This is a genomic window from Butyrivibrio sp. NC2007, assembly GCF_000421405.1.
In the GTDB taxonomy this organism is placed as follows: Bacteria; Bacillota; Clostridia; order Lachnospirales; family Lachnospiraceae; genus Butyrivibrio.
The window spans coordinates 81,311-102,184 of sequence record NZ_ATWY01000010.1 but is presented as its reverse complement, the minus strand read 5'-3'; the positions used below and the strand labels follow the sequence as shown (position 1 = coordinate 102,184).

Genomic DNA, 20,874 nt, shown 5'->3' with positions numbered 1-20,874 from the left:
TCCTGTAAATGTTGGATAATCAACAGATAGAGTCAAATTGTTCAGAAAGAGGAAATATGGACAGAAGAGTTGCAAAGACAAGAAAGCTCATATTAAATGCGTTTCTAAAGCTTCTTAAGGAAAAAGGTTTCGAGAAGATCACAATTCAGGATATAGCTGATGAAGCGGATATTAACAGAGGCACAGTGTATCTGCACTTTGAGGATAAGTATCATCTGATGGACTATTGCATTGACAGTTACGTGGATGAGATGCTTACACAGTGCAGTGGAAGCGAAGAGATAAAGATAAAAAGAGACTCTCTTCAGATGATCTTTAATTATCTTGGAGAGAATAAAGAGATATATAAACTGCTTCTGGAAAACGATAAGAACGGGGCTCTTCTAAAAAAGATGGAGTCTGCTGTTGAGGAACAGGTTAAGATTGCAGTTGATCATACATCTTTTAAGAAAGGAAAAGAAGCAGATATTCTGATAAGATTTCTGGTATCAGGCTTTCTTGGAGTTATGGACCTGTGGATAAGAAGCTATCCGGACACTTCTCCTGAGGAAGCCACAGATCTTCTTATGGATATGCTAAAGCCATATATGGAAAATCTTTTTTAATGCATGGAACTTACATCGATAGACATAAGGACGACAGGAGATGAAAAATATGAATCTTCAGAGCCAGAAAATGAGAGAACTTGCGCCGGAGCTTGATCCACTGCGGATTGGAACGGGGTGGAAAAAGGAGGATCTTTCAAAGCCTCAGATTTATGTAGAGAGCAGCGTCGGAGACAGCCATCCGGGCAGTGTACACCTTAACAATCTCACTGCTGAAGTTATTAAGGGAATTGAGAGCAAAGGCGCCCATGGAGCCAGGTATTTTTGCACCGATATGTGTGACGGAGAGAGCCAGGGGACAGACGGGATCAATTACAGCCTTGCCAGCAGGGAGATGATGGCAAACATGATTGAGATCCAAGCAAATGCTACGCCCTTTGATGCAGGAGTTTTTCTGGCAAGCTGTGATAAGTCGGTTCCGGGAAACCTGATGGGAATGCTCAGAGTTGATATACCTTCGGTTTTTGTACCGGGAGGTGTAATGAAGGCCGGACCTAAGATGCTGACTCTGGAACAGCTCGGTATGTACAGTGCAAAGTTTGAGAGAGGCGAGATAGGACGGGATGAGCTTGACTGGGCTAAGTCAAATGCATGTCCCGGGTGCGGAGCATGCTCTTTTATAGGAACAGCATCAACCATGCAGATAATGGCAGAGGCTTTGGGACTTGCGCTTCCGGGCAGTGCGCTTTTACCTGCGGATGGGGAAGAGATAAGAAGCTGCGCTTACAGATCAGGACAGCGAGCAGTAGAAATGGCAGGCTCTAATGATATGCGTCCATCGAATATCTTAAGCCTAAATAGCTTTGAAAATGCTATTCTGGTCCATGCTGCTATTTCAGGATCCACAAACGCTCTGATGCATCTGCCGGCAATTGCACATGAACTTGGTATTGAGATAGACGGTGATACTTTTGACAGGCTTCACAGGGGAGCCCATTACATATTGAATATAAGACCTGCAGGCCATTGGCCGGCTGAGTGCTTCCACTATGCAGGCGGTGTTCCGAGGATCATGGAGGAAATCAAAGACCAACTTCATCTTGATGTAATGACCATTTCAGGTAAGACTCTTTTAGAAAATCTGGAAGAACTAAAGAAAAACGGCTATTATGAGAAGTGCGAACTTGGCCTTTCAGACTTTTGTAGACGTTATGGCATTACAGTTTCAAGAGAAGATATAATAAGACCATATACTGATCCCATAGGTACGGATGGAAGCATCGTGATTCTCAAAGGAAATCTCGCACCCGAAGGCGCCGTAATAAAGCATACAGCATGTCCAAGAGAGATGATGAAGGCTGTTCTTTATGCCAGACCTTTTGATTCTGAAGAGGAATGTCTTGATGCAGTGCTTCACCACAAGGTGCAGAAAAATGATGCGGTATTTATAAGATATGAAGGACCTAAAGGCAGCGGAATGCCTGAGATGTTCTATACATCTGAAGCCATCAGCTCGGATAAAGAGCTGGGAAGGTCCATAGCGCTTATAACTGACGGAAGATTCTCCGGAGCATCTACAGGCCCTGTAATTGGTCACTGTTCTCCGGAAGCAGCATCGGGTGGACCTATTGCTCTTGTCGAGGAGGGAGATCTCATAGAACTTGATGTGATGGAGCGAAAGCTAAATATCGTTGGCATCAAGGGAGAGAGAAAAACTCCTGAAGAGATAGAAGAAATCCTTAAAAAGCGCAGAGAGAGCTGGATGCCACGAAAGAGAAGATACACCAAAGGCGTATTAAAGCTCTTTGCCAATCACGCCGTAAGTCCAATGAAAGGCGCATATTTAGAGTAATGCTGAGGAGTAAAAATGAGTAGAAAAATATTGATCATAAATACAGGCGGAACATTGTCTGCCGTAATGAAGAGTAACGGCCTTATACCGGGACTTTCAATCCATGACATGCAAAAAGAGCTTCAGATGGTATCGGGAGATACTGATATTGAGATTGAGGACTTTTGCTCAGTGGACAGTGCAAATATTTTCCCGGAAGACTGGAGCTTGCTGGCAAAAAGAATAAGCCAGTGCCGTAACGACTATGATGGAATTGTAGTGATCCATGGCACGGATACACTGGCATATACCTCGTCTATGCTCTCATATATGCTGAGGAACATAAATATTCCCGTTGTAATAACGGGCTCGCAGCTTTCTATCACTAATCCTGTTGCTGATGCGATGGAAAATTGCAGATGCGCCATTCATATGGCAGCCAGCCAGATACCGGGTGTTTTTGTGGCATTTAACAGAAAAGTAATGCTCGGATGCAGGGCTTCAAAAGTAAGGTCACTTAGTTTCGATGCGTTTGAAAGTATCAATTATCCTAACATCGCTACTATAAGCTCACTTGGAATGAAGATTGATACGTCGGCAGTTCCGGAGAGAACAGGGATTTTCAAACTTACAGATACCTATTCAGACAAGGTCTGCATGATCAAAATGTTCCCCGGAATACACAGGAGCTTCATCGAATCAATTGCTGATCAGGGATATAAGGGAATATATATCGAAGCCTATGGAATCGGAGGAATGCCTTTTATCAAGCATGACTTCATAGGAGCATTGGACAAGCTTATTCAGAGCGGAATCACAGTGGTTGTCGGAACCCAGTGCCGGTACGAAGGCACCAAGATGGATGTCTATGAAACAGGTAAAAGAGCTCTTGAAATCGGTGCACTTGAAGCTCACGACATGACAACAGAAGCAGCCCTTACAAAGCTCATGTGGATACTTGGACTGACTGAGGATGTAAAAGAAATACGTGATAATTATTCTATAAATGTAGCAGGAGAAATGGCGTAACATATGAACAATAATGAAGTTTATGAGCAGGTAAAAGAAAGACTGATCAGATATGCAAAGATCGATACTCAGTCGGCGGAATATACCGGGCACTGGCCAACAACAGAGAAGCAAAAAGACCTTGCACGTGTGCTTAAGGATGAGCTTATAAGCATAGGCGTATCCGATGTTTATATGGATGAAAAAGGATGCGTTGTATATGGCAGAATTCCTTCAAATGTGCAGGATAGTCAGGTAATGCCTATAGGATTCATTGCCCATATTGATACAGCTCCCGATGCCAGCGGAACAAATGTTAAGCCCTGGGTTTTGGAAAACTACGATGGCGGAGACATAGTTCTTAATAAAGAGAAGAACATCGTAATGAAGGCTTCAGACTATTCAAACCTTAGTATGTACATAGGACAGGACCTTATACTGACGGACGGAACAACACTGCTTGGAGGGGATGACAAGGCTTCGATTGCAGCCATCATGTCTTTTGCCCAGTATCTGGTTGATCATAGCGATGTAAAGCATGGGGACATATGCATTGCGTTTACCCCCGATGAGGAGGTTGGTGGACTTGCAAGGGACCTGGATTTTGAGAGGTTTGGAGCAAAGGTAGCTTACACTTTAGATGGTGATCATCTTGGCTGGTATGAGGATGAGACCTTTAATGCATCGGAAGCGGTGTTTGAGTTTACAGGCAGAAGCGTACATACGGGAACAGCCAAAGGCATCATGGTAAATGCAGTTGATATGGCAGCTGAGCTTATGGCTATGCTGCCAAAGAAAGAAAAGCCCCAGTATACCGAAGGAGTGGAAGGCTTTTATCACCTGATCTCCTGCGAGAGCGACTGCGAGCATGCAAGGGTAAGGCTTCTTGTCCGCGACTTTGACCACGATAATTTCAAAAAGCGCGAAGACTTCCTTAAGAAGTGCGCAGACAAGCTGGGAGCAGACTATGGAGATGACCGCGTGAAGCTTACGGTTATCCATCAGTACAGCAACATGAAGGAAGTTCTGAAGGACGTTCCGTTCATGATAGACATCTTAAAGGATGCGATAAAGGAAGCAGGTATAGAACCTGTCTGCGAGCCCTTCAGGGGAGGGACCGACGGAGCAGCCCTTTCATTCAGAGGCCTTCCGTGCCCGAATCTTTCAGCAGGTTATGAAAACGCCCACGGAAGATTTGAGTATGTACCAATACAGTCCATGGTAAAAAATGTAGAGATATTGCTGAATATCTGCGAAAGTGCTCTTGCTATTGCCGACAATGCGTGATATATTCTATAACTGAAGGTCGCAAAGGCCTGCAAACACAACAAAATACCGGACAAGGGGAGCTGATAATGGCTGAGAGGTGCATGAGCACGACCCTAAACCTGATTTGGATAATGCCAACGTAGGAATCGTCAATTAGTTAAGCGTAATTAGCGTCATCTGTATCAGATGGCGCTTTTTTATGTCCATCTGACAGAATGTGCTAAAACTCTCTCAGTCATGATCAAACGTAATTGATATGACTTATGATCTTTGGGAAATTCGCCCGCAAATACACATCTTAACCAACTACATTACTGCTTGTGACGTGGTAAATGCATGTCTTTCCGTAGGAGCTACGGCCATAGGAGGAGATGCCCTGTGCGAGTGTGCGCAGATAACAGAGAACTGCGATGGCCTTGTTATCAACACCGGAACGCCGTCACCGGAGAGGCTGAAGGTCTTTTTATCATCAGGTAAAAGAGCTAATGAGCTGAGTATACCTATTGCCCTTGACCCGGTAGGTGCCGGTGCAACTGACTTTCGAAGAGATATGTTAAAAGAGCTTTTGGCAAAAGTTCACTTTGCCTGCATCAGAGGAAACGCATCGGAAATTAAGGCGATATGCGAAATACTCGGTATCTCTAAAGGAGAGAAAGTTACGCAGGTATTTGCCGGTGTGGAAGATACTGGGAGCCGTTTGCCTAAAAAAGATTTGCTAAGTCTCTCCAAAGCAACAAAGGCTGTGGTCGTTGTAAGCGGAGAAAACGTGCTGATCGCAGATGCTTCTTCAAATCTGATCTATAAACTACCCGGTGGCAGCAGCATGCAAAAGCTCTTTACCGGAGCAGGATGTATGATGAGCGCCATAATCGGCTCATACCTTGGAGCTGCCAAGAAAGAAGACGAGACAGATGATTATGTAAATGCCATCAGGGAAGGCGTTTTACTTTATCAGATAAACGCCGCCAGGGCAGAGCTCTTTTGCCAAAATGAAAAAAGACTTGGGACTATGGAGTACAAGAATGCTCTCATCGATCAGCTGAGTCTTACAAGGCTTAGCAGGAGAGATCGTTTTAGAAGACTTGATACGTTTTTGTATGCAATAACCAACAGGGATATCCTTCAGGGGGAAATAAGTCTGTCGGAGGCTGTTGAACAGGCCATTCTGGGCGGAGCAACAATGATACAGCTCCGGGAGAAAAACATGACCACAACTGAATACATAAAAACGGCGGTCAAGGTCAATCAGATATGTGAGAACTATGATATTCCTCTTATCATCAATGACAACGTGGAAGTATGCCGGGTGGTAGGGGCAGCAGGCGTCCATTTAGGGCTTGAAGATGAGTCAATAGAAAAGGCTAGAGAGGTCCTTGGCAGGGACTTCATAATCGGCGCCACGGCCCACAATCTTGAAGAGGCGAAGAGAGCTCTTTTGCTGGGAGCTGATTATCTGGGAGTCGGAGCTGCCTTTGGGTCAGACACAAAGAAGGACGCAAAACCCATGATGAACCTTGAAACCTATAGGGAGATCACATCAAGTATTCCGATTCCGGTGGTCGCCATCGGCGGTATTACGGGTGAAAACCTGCATCATTTATCGGGACTTGGCCTATCCGGAATTGCAGTGATATCAAGCATCTTTGGTGCTTCTGATATAAAAGAAAACACAAAAAGCCTTAAGGAAAAGGCTAAGGAGGAGATTTTAGGATGAAGAAAGAATCAGTAGTTAAGCTTGTATTATCGGGAATGTTTGTGGCACTGGCGGTTGTGCTCTCGACATTTTCGATACCGGTTGGAGGATCAAAGTGCTTTCCAATCCAGCACATGGTAAATGTTCTCTCTGCGGTATTCTTAGGACCATGGTATGGCGTTGGAATTGCCTTCTGCACCTCACTTATCAGAAACCTGTTGGGGACAGGAACACTTCTTGCTTTCCCGGGGAGCATGATCGGAGCTCTTTGCTGCGGACTTGTTTACAAATACACAGGTAAGCTCACATTCACATATGTGGCTGAGATTATAGGAACGGGTATCATCGGAGGCTTACTTGCTTACCCGGTTGCTGCTTTTGTTATGGGAAAAGAGGTGGCTCTTTGCGTATATGTAGTACCTTTCCTTGTGAGCACGGTAGGCGGAACGCTGATTGCAGCAGTCCTTATCACGGTACTCAAGCAGAATCATGTCCTTGAGAAACTTCAGAACATGCTCAAAGAGAGCAGGGTAGCAAGATGAAAAAGAAGTGTGCGCTTACGATAGCAGGAAGTGATTCAAGCGGCGGAGCAGGAATCCAGGCCGACCTTAAGACCATGCACGGCTGCGGAGTATATGGAATGAGTGCCATTACAGCCGTTACGGCCCAGAACACCACCGGAGTAAAGAGCATAATGAAGGTTAGTATAGAGGTGCTCTCGGATCAGCTGGATATGGTGTTTACCGATATTTTTCCGGATGCAGTCAAGATCGGAATGACCTTTCAGAGTGACATTATAGAGGCTATCGCGGACAGACTAAAGTTTTATAATGCGAAAAATATTGTTCTTGATCCTGTTATGGTCGCAACCAGCGGAGCAAGGCTAATGGAAGAAGACGGGATCACTACGCTCTGCAAGAAACTTATTCCGCTTGCAGATCTTATTACACCGAATATCCCTGAGGCAGAAGTTCTTATGGGGGCAGGAGAGATAAAAAGCAGGGAAGACATGGAAAGAGCAGCCGTGAAGATTGCTGAGATTTATGGCTGCAACTGCCTTGTTAAAGGTGGTCATATGGTAAGTGATGAGCTATCCTGTGACGTGCTTGCAACAACAGGAGGGAAGCTTTATTGGTACGAGTCTGAGAGGGTTGATAATCCAAACACCCACGGAACAGGCTGTACGTTATCCAGCGCGATTGCTTCTTACCTGGCACTTGGCTGTGACATTTGTAGCAGCATAAAAAATGCCAAGCAGTACCTTGATAAATCCATAAGAGAAGGGCTTGACCTCGGAACAGGTCATGGGCCGCTTTGGCATGTATTTGTATAAAAACAATCAGGAGAGAGTGTATGAACTTTGTTAATGAAAGACCTTATTCCACACAGATGGAGGCTGCCAGAAAAGGCATAGTGACGCCTGAAATGAAGGTGGTGGCAGAAAAAGAAAACAGAGATACGGAATTTATCAGGCAGATGGTTGCAGAGGGGAAAGTAGTTATCCCCGCAAATCCGAATCATAAAGGCATTGATCCCAACGGAGTCGGAAGTATGCTAAAGACCAAGATCAACGTCAATCTTGGAGTTAGCAGAGACTGTAAGGATCTGGACGTAGAGATGAAGAAGGTAATGAAAGCAGTAGACATGGGGGCTGAGGCTATCATGGATCTCTCAAGCCACGGTGATACGCAGCCCTTTAGACAAAAGCTTTGTTCATCGTGCCCTGCGATGATAGGTACTGTGCCTATCTATGATTCAGTCATACATTACAAAAGAGATCTCGCAACCCTGACAGCTAAGGACTTTGTGGACGTTGTCAGGCTCCATGCTGAGGATGGCGTCGACTTTGTTACCCTTCACTGCGGAATCAGCAGAAATACCATAGAGCAGATAAAAAACGGCAAGAGAGAGATGAACATAGTAAGCCGCGGAGGAAGCCTTGTATTTGCATGGATGGCAATGACGGGTCAGGAGAATCCATTCTACGAGTACTATGATGAGATTCTCGAGATATGCAGAGAACACGATGTGACCATAAGCCTTGGCGATGCTTGCCGTCCGGGATGTCTTGCTGATGCAACTGACATATGCCAGATAGAGGAGCTTATAAGGCTTGGAGAACTCACAGAGAGAGCATGGGCTAGAGATGTTCAGGTAATGGTGGAAGGCCCGGGACATGTGCCCATGGATCAGATAGAAGCTAACATGAAGATACAGCAGACTATCTGCAAGGGAGCTCCTTTCTATGTTCTTGGACCTCTTGTGACAGACATAGCACCGGGATACGATCACATCACGGCAGCTATCGGAGGAGCTATCGCAGCTGCTTCCGGAGCAGCATTTTTGTGCTATGTAACTCCCGCTGAACATCTGGCTCTGCCTAATGTGGATGATGTACATCAGGGAATCATAGCAAGCAAGATTGCAGCTCACGCAGCGGACATTGCAAAGGGAATTCCCGGAGCAAGAGACAGAGATGATCGCATGGCTAAGGCCAGAAAGAACCTGGACTGGGATGCACAGTGGCTGGAGGCGCTTGATCCTGCTACAGCCAAGGCTATAAGAGATAGCAGAGCGCCTGAGGATGACCACAGCGATACCTGCAGCATGTGCGGTAAGTTCTGCGCTGTACGAAGCATGAACAAGGCCTTGAATGGTGAGTATATAGATATTCTCTGATCTGATACTGAGTCGGGACGATTACATCGGGCATAGATGCGTCAAATACTGGGGCGATTACCTGGTAAAGAGTACTGATACATCACAAAAGCTATATAGCCGGGGAGTTGTGATGTCTAAGAAATTCTATATATTGAATTTTCTACATATATCAGAAAAAGTGCCTCGTGGGCATAGAAAATATTTGAGTGAAAAAGAAATGTTGAGCTATTTTTCTACATATATGAATAAAAGTGCCTTGTGGGCATAGAAAATGAAAAAGCCGGATTTTATATTTTCTCCATATATGACAAAAAGTAAGCTATGGGCATAGAAAATCAGACATCCAAAAATTTTACAGGCGAAAACTTTCTATATATATCAGAAAAAGTACTCGATGGGCGTAGAAAATGCTATCATAGTAGAATGTGTAATGGCTAATAGTCGGGGGTGAGGAAGATATGAAGGACTGGATTAGAAACCGGTATGTTATTCGGGACTATATTGAATACTTTCTGATATATTGCTTCGGAGGATGGCTGTATGAGTCTATATGGTGCGATGTGATATATCATCGCAGGGGATTCCTGAACAGAGGAACATTATTTGGACCGTGGCTTCCTATTTATGGAATTGGATTCTTCATTATCCTTGGCATATTCAGACTGCTTAAGATCCAAAAGCCCTGGACAGTATTTATAGTCGGCGGTCTTATAGCTACGATAGCAGAATTAGTTGCAAGCTATATAATGGACAAGACCGTTGGTGGATACACCTGGAACTATTCAACATACTTCATGAATTATAAGGGAAGGGTTGCGCTTGTTCCAAGTCTGATGTTTGGCCTTCTTATATGCCTTGCAATATGCGTTATACATCCGGCTATCGTAAAGCTTCAGAACAAATACAAAGACAATCGCATCCATAATATTATCTTTATTGTGGTATTTGCGCTGTTTATTGTGGATCTGATCTGCCGTATCTGGCTTGGCCCCAACTTTAAGGGATAAAAGAGGCGAAATGTATGAAGAGAAGAAGATTTAACTACATGATAAATACCATCAGATAACATAAAAAACAGCCCGAAAGCCAAGTGATTTCCGGGCTGCTTTATGTTTTTTACTTAAGGAGCTTAGAACCGGCAAAGATAACGATGCAGGATCCGATAACAGCGAATATTAAACCTGCAAGGATTCCTGATCCATGAATATTCAGAAGACCAAGTACGAGGTTTCCTACAAAACCACCCACAACACCAAGAATGATGTTTCTGAGAAGGCTGCCCTCGTTATTCATGATTTTGCCTGCAAGCCATCCTGCGATTGCTCCAACAATAAGTCCTGTAATAAGACCAAGTCCATTAAACATAATTAATCCCCTTTCGAAATACTTATTTTCAGGACTTAGTATATCAAAAAAGGATTGCGAAATAAATAACAAAGCTGCAAGATAGCACATACTAATTCGCCAATGACGTTCTGTATCAGGCTTGGCACGGGTGCTATCATTATGCTATATTCAGATGGATGTTTTATATAGAGGAGGAAGTGTTATGAATCTTAAACCAAAAAGAGAATTTGATGCATCCAAACTTGGAAAGAACATATTACTGGGAATACTTATAATATTCATTCTTTCGGTAGTTATGGGTTCTTTCTACAACGTAAGTGAGCAGGAGCAGGCTGTAGTCACACAGTTCGGCAAAGTAGTACAGACCAACTCCGCAGGACTCTACTTCAAGATTCCGTTTATCCAGAAAGTACACAAGGTTGATATGACAACCCACGGTATCGGAATCGGATATGCGCTGGATGGAAACGGACAGAACATCACTATCGACGATGAGGGAATAATGATCACATCGGACTTTAACTTCGTTGATATTGATTTCTATCTCGAATACAAAGTCAGCGATCCTGTGGCATATATCTACAACACCAACAGCCCTGAGAGCATAATGAAGAACATTGCTCTTGCCAGCATTCGTTCAACCGTAATTGACTATCCTGTAGATGAAGTCATTACAACAGCCAAGGGTCAGATCCAGGCAGAGGCAAAAGAAAGACTTGCCAAGGCTCTTCAGGAAGAAGAAGTCGGACTTACTGTAGTAAACCTTACAGTACAGGATGCTGAGCCTCCGACAGATGAGATCAAGCAGGCTTTCAAGGCCGTTGAGACTGCTAAGCAGGGAAAAGAGACAGCTGTTAACAATGCCAAGAAGTACCAGAGTGAGCAGGTTCCGGCAGCAGAGGCTGAGGCAGACAGGATCATTCAGAATGCAGAAGCACAGAAGGCAGCCAGAATTGCAGAAGCAGAAGGTGAGGCAGCCAAGTTTAACAGCATTTTTGAAGAATACAGCAAATACCCTCTGATCACCAAACAGAGAATGTTCTATGAGGCTATGGAAAATGTTCTTCCGGGCGCCAAGGTAATCATTACAGACGGCAGCACTCAGCAGATGCTTCCGCTTGAGAGTTTTACCACAGGTGTAGCAGGAACAACAACTACAGTAACAGCTGATAGTTCAGAGAGCACCGGTAACTGATAGAGCATGTGAAAGTTGAGGGAAAAGACTATGAAGAAGAAAGTAACAGGAACAATTATTACTATTATAATAATTGCTGCACTTATCATACTGGGCAACTCATTATACACAGTTCACCAGAAAGAATATGTTGCAGTAAGACAGTTCGGTAAGATCGTAAAGGTTGAATCACAGCCCGGACTTAACATGATAACACCGTTTGTACAGACAACACAGCGCATCAGTGCTGCTACCAAGATCTATGATATTCCTGCATCTGATGTTATTACCAAGGACAAAAAGTCCATGATCACAGATACATATGTACTTTGGAAGGTTGTTGACCCGGTTAAGTACATTCAGTCACTGAATGCTCTTGATGCAAGAGCTCAGGAGAGAATTGAGGCAGCAGTTTACAACGCAACCAAGACTGCTATTTCATCCATGACTCAGGACGAAGTTATTGAGTCAAGAGGTGAGGTTCTTACAAACCTTATTACAGCTGATGCCAATTCAGATATGTCAGGATATGGTATCGAGATCGTAAAGGCTGAGATCAAGGCACTTGACCTTCCTGATGATAACAGGGCAGCAGTATACGAGAGAATGATCTCAGAACGTAACAATATAGCAGCTTCTTACCAGGCTGAAGGTGCAGCTGAAGCTCAGAAGATCAAGAACGAGACAGACAAGAAGGTTGCAATCCTTAAGGCAGATGCCGAGAAGAGCGCAGCTAAGCTTGCCGGTGAAGGAGAAGCTGAGTATATGAAGACTCTCTCCGAGGCATACAACACACCCGAGAAGTCAGAGTTCTACAACTATGTAAGATCACTTGATGCATTCAAGGAGTCTCTTGGAAATGGTGAAAAGACAATTATCCTTGATAAGAACTCAGAGCTTGCAAGAATGTTCTACATGAATCATTGATAGACATAAATACAGTAATAAAAAAACAGGGGCTGCTTTTAAAGCAGTCCCTGTAAGTCTTTAAAGAAGGTCGGATAAGAAATGCCGACGCATTCATCATCCAATATCCTCGTGGTTCCGGTTGCTGCAAGAGATGCAATGGCAAAACTCATTGCAATCCTGTGGTCGCTGTGACAGTTTATATCAGCTCCCTTAAGTGGCTTACCTCCGTGGATTATCATTCCGTCATCTGTGGCTTCTATGTCACATCCCATGCTACGAAGTCCCTCTACCACAGTGTCAATTCTGTTTGACTCTTTAACTTTCAGCTCGGCAGCATCTTTTATTATGGTGTCGAAGTTTCCGGTAGCAGCAAGCACTGCGACTACAGGAAGTTCGTCTATCATGGTCGGTATCTCTTTTCCGCTGATGATGAACTGATTGTTCTCATTGCCGTGAAGCTCTGAGTATTTGATAAGGATATCTGCCTTGGGCTCTGAGAACTCATCCACATTGAGAAGAGTAATGTCAGCACCCATCTGATCAAGGACATTTAAAATGCCTGCCCTTGTCTTGTTGATTCCAACATTTCTAATGAGAATTTCAGACCCGGGAACCATTAGAGCTGCAACGATAAAGTAAGCAGCGGAGGAGATATCTCCGGGTACGTTTACCTTTCGTCCGACAAGTGGCATTCCGGGATGGAGTATAGCTACGGCACTTCCGTCTCTTGCGACTTCGTTGTGGATGTCTGCTCCGAAGGAAGCAAGCATTATCTCTGTGTGGTTTCTGGAAAGTGCCGGCTCGTATACAACACTGTCGCCCTCAGCGTAAAGACCTGCAAGCATGATGCATGATTTGACCTGAGCTGAAGCAACGGGACTGTGGTAGTTTATGCCGCGCAGCGTTTTCCCGCCTGTGAAGGCAAGAGGAGCGCAGCCGTTTCCCATGACGGAAACAACTTCAGCACCCATGCTGGTCAAAGGCTTCATGATCCTGGCCATAGGTCTTTTTTCAATGGACATGTCTCCGGTGATCATGGAGTCGAAGGGCTGAGCAGCTAAAATTCCTGACATGAGCCTTGTTGTGGTTCCGCTGTTTCCTGTATAGAGAGTGGAGTCGGGCTTCTTAAGACCGTGAAGTCCTTTTCCGTGAACGGTTATGGTAGGAACTCCGTGGGTAGGCCTTACGGTGTGCTCAATCTCGACACCCAGCTTTTTAAAACAATCGATTGTTGAGAGGCAGTCAGCGCTTTCAAGAAAGCCTGTTACCTCAGTTGTGCCTTTTGATATGGCACCAAACATGATGCTCCTGTGGGAAATGGATTTGTCCCCGGGAACGAAAATATCACCTTTTAAGGGCTTTGTAGCTTTTTCCAATGCTATCATAGTCTGTTCTCTCCGTGTAAGTGTGCTCTCTACTTGGTGTAAATGGTATAGCCGCTGTTTGAAAGTATTTCCTGGGCTTTATCAAGGCCCGCTTCATCGTGGAACTCTATGCGAAGAGTACCGCGTTCATATTCTCTGTTGTGTACGATACCGATGTTCTTGATATTGATGTTGTTATCGGACAAAAGAGTAGCAACCCTGGCAAGGTTACCGGGTTTATCGTCGATTTCTACCTTGATGCGATATACCTTCTTGATAGGACCGGATGATAGGTCGCTGAAGGACTCTCTGTATTCTCGTGCAGATGTAAAGAAGTCAAGGATCTTGTCCTCGTCCTTTTCATCTATGGCAAGCTTGATATCGCAGAGGGCATCAATATAGCTGCTAAGGAGTGATGAAATATTCTCCTTGTTGGTGGTACAGATCTGATTCCACATGACAGGAGATGATGAGGATATTCTTGTAATATCCTTAAATCCTCCGGCTGCTATGGTCTTAAGCAGGTGATCCTCAGTGTCGTTGTCTTTTACCAGATTGACAAGTGACGCTGAGATGACATGCGGAACGTGGCTGATCGCAGCTGTTGCGTAGTCGTGCTGAAGATAGGGCACTACCAGCGGAATGGCACCGATTGTCCTTACAAGCTCAACGTAGTCGGATAATCTCTTTTCATCTGTCTTATCAGTTTTTGTAAGAATGTAGTAGGCATTTTCCAAAAGAGATGCCTTTGAATTGCCGTAGCCTATTCGCTCTGTTCCGGCCATGGGATGTCCGCCGATAAACTGAGCCTCCAGCGAGAGCTCTTTTACCTTCTCATGAATACTGGTCTTGACGCTTCCAATATCTGTGATGGTAGTCTTAGGGTCAATATAGGGTAAAAGAGATTCGAGATTCCAGTTATTTACTTCGACGGGAGCGCATAAAAAGATGTAATCGCAGCTGCGAAAGTCTTCGCCTATGGCATCCAGCGGAAGATCCACGATGCCTTCATCAAAAGCTGCATCCACAGTTGCCCTGTGGGGTGTATATGCCATGATCCTGGATTCGGGAGTGTTCGCCTTTATGGCACGTGCGATTGAACCGCCAATAAGGCCAAGTCCTATGAATCCATAGGTCTTAAAGTCCATGAAAAAAATCCTCCTATTATAAATAGAGTTCGCTTAACACTATATCACTTTAAAGCGAGAAAATCAACTCAATTATATTTGTGCAAAACTGCCTATTATACTTGTTTTGGAAACACTTTTTTAGTAAAATGGTTATATGATTTTCTTGGGGACCTGTATCATATCTCATACATTTTACCCAAAATATCCAGACTGGAGGATTAGATATGAACGTTTACACTACTGACAAGATTCGTAACGTGGTGCTGTTGGGGCATGGCGGTGCAGGTAAGACCACACTCGCAGAAGCAATGGCTTATCTTGCAGGAATCACTTCCCGTATGGGAAAGGTTGAGGACGGAAACACCTTAAGCGACTTTGATAAGGAAGAGCAGAAGAGACATTTTTCTATCAGCACAACAACCATTCCTCTGGAGTGGGACGGACACAAGATCAATTTGCTGGATACTCCCGGATTCTTCGACTTCGTTGGTGAAGTAGAAGAGGCTATCAGCGTTGCCGATGCAGCTATCATCGTTGTATCAGGTAAGGCCGGAATAGAAGTTGGAACAGAGAGAGCATGGGATCTTTGTGAGAAGTATAAGATTCCGCGTATGTTCTTTGTAGCAGATATGGATATCGACGATGTTTCTTACAGACAGGTTGTACAGGACCTCACTGACAAGTATGGCAAGAAGATGGCTCCTTTCAATCTCCCTATCCGTGAGAACGAGAAATTTGTCGGATATGTTAACGTAATACAGGAGAAGGGCTTTAGATGGGAAGGCAAGGAAGTTGTTGAGTGTCCTGTTCCCGAGTACAACGAGGCTAACCTTAAGCTCTTTAGAGATACTCTTATTGAGACCGTTGCTGAGACATCTGAGGAATTCATGGACAGATACTTCAACGGAGATACATTCTCTGAGGCTGAGATCAGAGCAGCAGCAAGAAGTAACGTTTGCGACGGATCAATCGTTCCTATCGAGATGGGATCCTCCACTCTCTGCCAGGGTATCTACACAGTCCTTGATGATATCGTTAAGTACATGCCTAGCCCTGAGAACCGCAAGATGGCCGGCATCAATACCAATACAAATGAGATTTTCGAAGCTGACTTCGACTTCAGTAAGCCTAAGACAGCCTTCGTATTCAAGACCATGATCGATCCTTTCATCGGTAAGTACTCACTTATCAAGGTTCGTTCAGGTGTCCTTAAGCCCGATGATCAGATGTTCATCGCAGGCAAGGACGTAGATGTTAAGCTTGGTAAGCTCTATGTGCTTCAGGGCAACAAGGCAACTGAAGTTTCAGAGCTTCACGCAGGTGACCTCGGAGCTCTCCAGAAGCTTGATATTGCAACAGGTGATACTCTTTCAACAAAAGCAAATCCTATTCAGTACGCTAAGATGGATATTTCACAGCCTTACACATACATGAGATACCACGCTCAGAACAAGGCTGATATCGACAAGATCGCACAGTCACTGGCTAAGCTTTCAGCTGAGGATCAGACACTTAAGGTTGTCAACGATGCTGAGAACCGTCAGACTCTCCTTTATGGTATGGGCGATATGCACCTGGAAGTTATCCAGTCCAAGCTGGCTAATGTATACAAGGTTAACATCGACCTCACCAAGCCTAAGGTAGCCTTCAGAGAGACTATCCGCAAGAACTCTGACGTAGAGTACAAGTACAAGAAGCAGACCGGTGGACACGGACAGTACGGACACGTTAAGATGCGCTTTGAGCCATCAGGCGATCCGCTTACACCTTATGTATTCGAGCAGGAAGTTGTAGGTGGAGCAGTTCCGAAGAACTACTTCCCTGCAGTTGAGAAAGGTCTTGCAGAGTCAGTTCTTAGAGGACCTCTGGCAGCTTACCCTGTAGTAGGCGTTAAGGCTGTTCTTTACGACGGATCATATCACCCTGTAGATTCTTCCGAAATGGCATTCAAGGTTGCAGCTTCAGGTGCCTTCAAGAAGGGCTTCATGGAAGCATCACCTGTTCTCCTTGAGCCTATCGTTTCTCTTAAGGTTACAGTACCTGACAGCTTCACCGGCGACGTTATGGGTGACCTCAACAAGAGAAGAGGAAGAGTTCTTGGAATGAATCCTTCCCTTACAGGCAAGCAGGTTATCGAGGCTGAGGTTCCTATGATGGAACTCTACGGATACTGCACACAGCTCCGCTCCATGACCGGTGGCGCAGGCGATTTCGAGTATGAATTCGCAAGATATGAGCAGGCTCCTTCAGATGTTCAGGCTAAGGAAGTTGCCGACAGAGCAGATAAGGTTGCAGCAGCAAACTCAGAAGAGTAATAAGCATAAAACTATTAAACTCCTCCGGATTTCCGGAGGAGTTTTTTCTTATATTTAATAATAGTTTAATTAAACGATATACGAATTTGTGATAAAATTATAACATGTATACGGATTCGATCATTATCTATAATGCAATAGGTGAATATGCAAGTCTGCTTCTGGCAGGCCTTCTTTTGTTTGTCATGCTCTATACCAAGCCCAGAAAAACCTATGTTTACAGGTATATTTTCAGGGGCAATATCTGGTCAATCGTTGCTATTATTCTGCAGATAACTATCCTGAGATTGGCAAATAAAGCGGGAGAATCTTTTAACCCAACGCTTTTTATGTCGCTTCTCATTCTATTTACGCTGATATATAACGGGGTTTTGTATCATATCTTTTCATATGTAAATATGATGTCTATCCTAAGGCGTAGGCAGCGTAAAGAGTTCATATTGATGTATACGGCTCTGTCTGCTGTTTATGTTATTGCTCTTATTGTTGATATAATAGCAAGCGGACTTTATGAAATGACACTTGAAGGCGTTGATATTTCGCATTTCACAAGGTTTTACTGTATGGCCGGAATGGTGACATGTATCATCTGCTTTTATGCTTCGGTAACTAACAGGAGTCATATTTCGAGGGTTATCTGGCACACGGTATGTATTATCGTACCGGTGGAGATCATTATTCTGTGCGCACAGATATTCTGCATAAGTACTAACCATACGGTATTCAGTGGACTGACTTATGTTCCTGTATTTACCCTGGCATTTCTCTTGTTCCATAACATTCCTTATGACGAGCAGAGTGGATGCAACAGTGTAAATGCTCTTGATGAATTCCTTAAGAAGAATATCGGTAGAAAGAAGTTCTACCTCATGTACGCAGAATTCAGAATGCCTACTGCCGATAATTTCATCAACGAGGATGACGATGAGATCATGTACATAGGGCTTAATGCATGCAGAGCTATTGAGGGAATAAGTCCTAAAGTGACAATGTACAGGCTTGAAAATGAAAAGTTCGTAAACGTCATCGACTGCAGCGATGAAAAGCAGGCCTTAAAATATGCTGATCAGATCCGTGGGGTCTATGATGGTGTAAAGGCTGAGATTAAGGTGCCATTTAATTACATACTGATCACTGAGGAAATTTCGCCTGAATTTGATAGTCCAATGAAGATCAGGGAGATGAATGAGCACATTATAAATGTGAAATTCCATGAGCAGAACAACAGCTACTTCTATGTAGTTAAACCTGAGGATTTCCTCAACTTTGAGGAAGTATATCAGGTAACCAGTGCTCTTAAGGATATCAGAAACAGGTTTGATCTGGATGATGAGAGAGTAATGGTATATGCGCAGCCCATTTACAGTGTTGAAGATGGGGCATTCAGAGTAGCTGAAGCTCTAATGAGGCTTAAAGTCGGCGATAAGATATACACACCTGATAAGTTCATTCCGATTGCCGAGAACGGCGGATGTGTACATGCCTTGACCTGTATTATCCTTAACAAGGTCTGCAAGGTGATTGAGAGTCTCTCCGAGTACTACGATTTCGATGCCATTTCCATCAATGTTTCGTCAAAAGAGCTTTCTCACAGTACAATGTATCAGGACTACCTGGAGATTATTGAAAGATACGACATTGATACCTCAAAGATCAGGATGGAAATCACCGAGACGGCCATGTTCGAGAATTACGAAAAGGCAAATGACAACATGAGGATACTCAATCAGGAAGGAATCCAGCTCTATCTTGACGACTTTGGAACAGGCTATTCATCTCTTGAGAGAATCATGAACTGCCCGGTTAAGACCATTAAATTCGATAAGACAATTCTCTACAAGTCACTTGATGATGACAGAATGGATGATATTCTTTCTTATATGATAGAAGTTCTCAAAAAAAATGGCTTTATCACACTGATAGAGGGTGTAGAAGACGAGTCGCAGAATCAATATTCCGTTAACAGAGGTTTTGAGTATATACAGGGCTATCACTACGCTAAACCCGGCCCTATCGAGGATCTCAAAAAGTACTTTGCCAGAAAGAATGCATTTTAAAATTATCAGAATTCAAGCGGTTTCCATATGGAAGCCGCTTTTTTATTGCAGTGTACGAAATCTTGACATGGATGGTATGATTGTATACAATTATACGCAAAAGACAATTTGCATGTGAGGTTTTGTTATGAGTGATCAGAGTACTTTCCAAAATCGGCCGGTAACTATGAATGACAAGAATAATCTGCTTCAGATCGAGGAGCACATGTATATTCTTGACGATGTAGCAAAGCCGAATGTTTTCAGAAACATGTTCCCTTATGAGGAAGTTCCGAAGATTCCTTTCAACGACAGAATTGTTCCCCATAATATGCCCAAGGATATATGGATCACAGACACTACTTTCCGTGATGGACAGCAGTCAAGAGCTCCTTATACCACTGAGCAGATTGTAAGAATATATGACTATTTTCATGAACTGGGCGGCCCTAACGGAATGATAAGGCAGAGCGAGTTCTTTTTATATAGTAAGAGCGACAGAGATGCAGCTGTTAAGTGTATGGAGAGGGGATATAAGTTCCCTGAGGTAACCAGCTGGATCCGTGCCAGCCAGGAGGACTTCAAGCTGGTAAAAGAGATCGGCATGAAGGAAACAGGAATCCTGGTATCCTGCTCTGACTATCACATTTTCCTTAAACTTAAAATGACTAGAAGACAGGCGCTAGACCATTATCTTAGTATTGTAAAGAGCTGTCTTGAAGAGGGTATAAGCCCAAGATGCCATCTGGAGGATATCACAAGAGCTGATATCTACGGCTTTGTTGTGCCTTTCTGTATCGAGCTTATGAAGCTCAAGGATGAGTATCAGATTCCTATCAAGGTAAGAGCCTGCGATACCATGGGCTATGGCGTAAACTATCCCGGTGCTGTTATTCCAAGAAGCGTACAGGGTATCATCTATGCCATCAATACCAACGCTTCGGTTCCAAGTGAGCTCATCGAGTGGCACGGACACAACGACTTCTATAAGGCCGTTACAAACTCCACAACAGCCTGGCTCTATGGCTGCTGCTCAGTCAACACTTCACTGTTTGGTATCGGTGAGAGAACAGGTAACACACCTCTTGAGGCTATGGTATTTGAGTATGCACAGCTCAAGGGTCACTTAAATGGTATGAACACTCAGGTCATCACAGACCTTGCTGAGTATTATGAGAAAGAGATAGGCTTTACAGTTCCTGCCAACACTCCTTTTGTAGGCAAGAACTTCAATGTTACAAGAGCCGGAATTCATGCAGACGGTCTTTTAAAGAACGAGGAGATCTACAACATATTCGATACCGAGAAGTTCCTCAGAAGACCTCCTGTAAGTGCTGTTTCCAATACTTCCGGTCTTGCAGGAATCGCCCACTGGATCAACATTCACTACAAGCTCAAGGATGACCATGCTCTTAATAAGCAGTCACCACTTGTTCTGAAGGTCAAGGAATGGGTTGATGCAGAGTATGCAGGCGGAAGAGTAACTGTTATGACTGATGGTGAGCTTGTAAAGAAGATAGAAGAAGTTGGAAATGAGCTCGGTATAGTTGTTAAGGAAGGAGAAGTGGTCGCAAAAGCGTGATCACAAAAAG

17 protein-coding genes and 1 riboswitch are annotated in these 20,874 nt (G+C 44.1%); of the genes, 14 read left to right on the top strand and 3 right to left on the bottom strand.

Annotated elements, in window-relative coordinates:
- Positions 1–56: 56 nt before the first annotated feature.
- The 9 genes from G632_RS0109490 (at position 57) to G632_RS0109450 (ending at position 10,014) form a co-directional block, all read left to right on the top strand.
- Entirely contained in the window at positions 57–605 is a 549-nt protein-coding gene (locus tag G632_RS0109490; RefSeq protein ID WP_022768833.1) for a TetR/AcrR family transcriptional regulator, read from the top strand.
- 49 nt (positions 606–654) lie between these two features.
- The gene (gene ilvD, locus G632_RS0109485; protein WP_022768831.1) at positions 655–2,397 is read left to right on the top strand and encodes a dihydroxy-acid dehydratase; all 1,743 of its coding nucleotides are present in this window, start codon (positions 655–657) and stop codon (positions 2,395–2,397) included.
- Positions 2,398–2,412: 15 nt separating this feature from the next.
- Positions 2,413–3,405, top strand: a complete 993-nt coding sequence (locus G632_RS0109480) for an asparaginase (RefSeq protein WP_022768830.1) — start codon at positions 2,413–2,415, stop codon at positions 3,403–3,405.
- A 3-nt stretch (positions 3,406–3,408) separates the two neighbouring features.
- Complete coding sequence (gene pepT, locus G632_RS0109475; RefSeq protein ID WP_022768829.1) at positions 3,409–4,671, top strand: peptidase T; 1,263 nt, start codon at positions 3,409–3,411, stop codon at positions 4,669–4,671.
- A 45-nt stretch (positions 4,672–4,716) separates the two neighbouring features.
- A riboswitch (TPP riboswitch) is annotated at positions 4,717–4,817 on the top strand.
- 92 nt (positions 4,818–4,909) lie between these two features.
- Complete coding sequence (gene thiE / locus G632_RS22155; protein WP_196802281.1) at positions 4,910–6,367, top strand: thiamine phosphate synthase; 1,458 nt, start codon at positions 4,910–4,912, stop codon at positions 6,365–6,367.
- A complete protein-coding gene (gene thiW / locus G632_RS0109465; RefSeq protein ID WP_022768826.1) occupies positions 6,364–6,888 on the top strand; it encodes an energy coupling factor transporter S component ThiW in 525 nt (174 codons plus the stop codon). The genes thiE and thiW overlap by 4 nt, the downstream gene beginning before the upstream one ends.
- Positions 6,885–7,679, top strand: coding sequence for a bifunctional hydroxymethylpyrimidine kinase/phosphomethylpyrimidine kinase (gene thiD, locus G632_RS0109460; protein ID WP_022768825.1), 795 nt, complete (start codon positions 6,885–6,887; stop codon positions 7,677–7,679). Before thiW ends, thiD begins: the two co-directional genes overlap by 4 nt.
- A gap of 20 nt (positions 7,680–7,699) precedes the next feature.
- The gene (thiC, locus tag G632_RS0109455; RefSeq protein WP_022768823.1) at positions 7,700–9,025 is read left to right on the top strand and encodes a phosphomethylpyrimidine synthase ThiC; all 1,326 of its coding nucleotides are present in this window, start codon (positions 7,700–7,702) and stop codon (positions 9,023–9,025) included.
- A 440-nt stretch (positions 9,026–9,465) separates the two neighbouring features.
- A complete protein-coding gene (locus tag G632_RS0109450) occupies positions 9,466–10,014 on the top strand; it encodes a putative ABC transporter permease (protein ID WP_022768822.1) in 549 nt (182 codons plus the stop codon).
- A gap of 109 nt (positions 10,015–10,123) precedes the next feature.
- Here G632_RS0109450 and G632_RS0109445 read toward each other — a convergent pair whose 3' ends face one another.
- The gene (locus G632_RS0109445) at positions 10,124–10,372 is read right to left on the bottom strand and encodes a GlsB/YeaQ/YmgE family stress response membrane protein (protein WP_026512513.1); all 249 of its coding nucleotides are present in this window, start codon (positions 10,370–10,372) and stop codon (positions 10,124–10,126) included.
- 184 nt (positions 10,373–10,556) lie between these two features.
- Here G632_RS0109445 and hflK point away from each other — a divergent pair, with 184 nt between their 5' ends.
- Both hflK and hflC read left to right on the top strand, forming a co-directional pair.
- Positions 10,557–11,549 carry an FtsH protease activity modulator HflK gene (gene hflK / locus G632_RS19460; RefSeq protein WP_022768819.1) on the top strand — a complete coding sequence of 331 codons (993 nt, stop codon included), beginning with the start codon at positions 10,557–10,559 and terminating at the stop codon, positions 11,547–11,549.
- Positions 11,550–11,579: 30 nt separating this feature from the next.
- Complete coding sequence (gene hflC / locus G632_RS0109435) at positions 11,580–12,455, top strand: protease modulator HflC (protein ID WP_022768818.1); 876 nt, start codon at positions 11,580–11,582, stop codon at positions 12,453–12,455.
- Between the two features lie 38 nt (positions 12,456–12,493).
- Here the strand turns inward: hflC and aroA are convergent, their stop codons facing one another.
- Positions 12,494–13,822 (bottom strand): 3-phosphoshikimate 1-carboxyvinyltransferase, encoded by a 1,329-nt coding sequence (gene aroA, locus G632_RS0109430; RefSeq protein ID WP_022768817.1) that lies wholly within the window; start codon positions 13,820–13,822, stop codon positions 12,494–12,496.
- Positions 13,823–13,851: 29 nt separating this feature from the next.
- Entirely contained in the window at positions 13,852–14,949 is a 1,098-nt protein-coding gene (locus G632_RS0109425) for a prephenate dehydrogenase/arogenate dehydrogenase family protein (RefSeq protein WP_022768815.1), read from the bottom strand.
- 206 nt (positions 14,950–15,155) lie between these two features.
- Between G632_RS0109425 and G632_RS0109420 the strand changes: the two genes are divergently transcribed.
- The 3 genes from G632_RS0109420 (at position 15,156) to G632_RS0109410 (ending at position 20,864) form a co-directional block, all read left to right on the top strand.
- On the top strand, positions 15,156–17,246 hold the full coding sequence (locus G632_RS0109420) for an elongation factor G (RefSeq protein WP_022768814.1): 2,091 nt from the start codon (positions 15,156–15,158) through the stop codon (positions 17,244–17,246).
- A 104-nt stretch (positions 17,247–17,350) separates the two neighbouring features.
- A complete protein-coding gene (locus G632_RS0109415; protein ID WP_022768812.1) occupies positions 17,351–19,303 on the top strand; it encodes an EAL domain-containing protein in 1,953 nt (650 codons plus the stop codon).
- A 127-nt stretch (positions 19,304–19,430) separates the two neighbouring features.
- The gene (locus G632_RS0109410; protein WP_022768811.1) at positions 19,431–20,864 is read left to right on the top strand and encodes a 2-isopropylmalate synthase; all 1,434 of its coding nucleotides are present in this window, start codon (positions 19,431–19,433) and stop codon (positions 20,862–20,864) included.
- Positions 20,865–20,874: the final 10 nt, after the last annotated feature.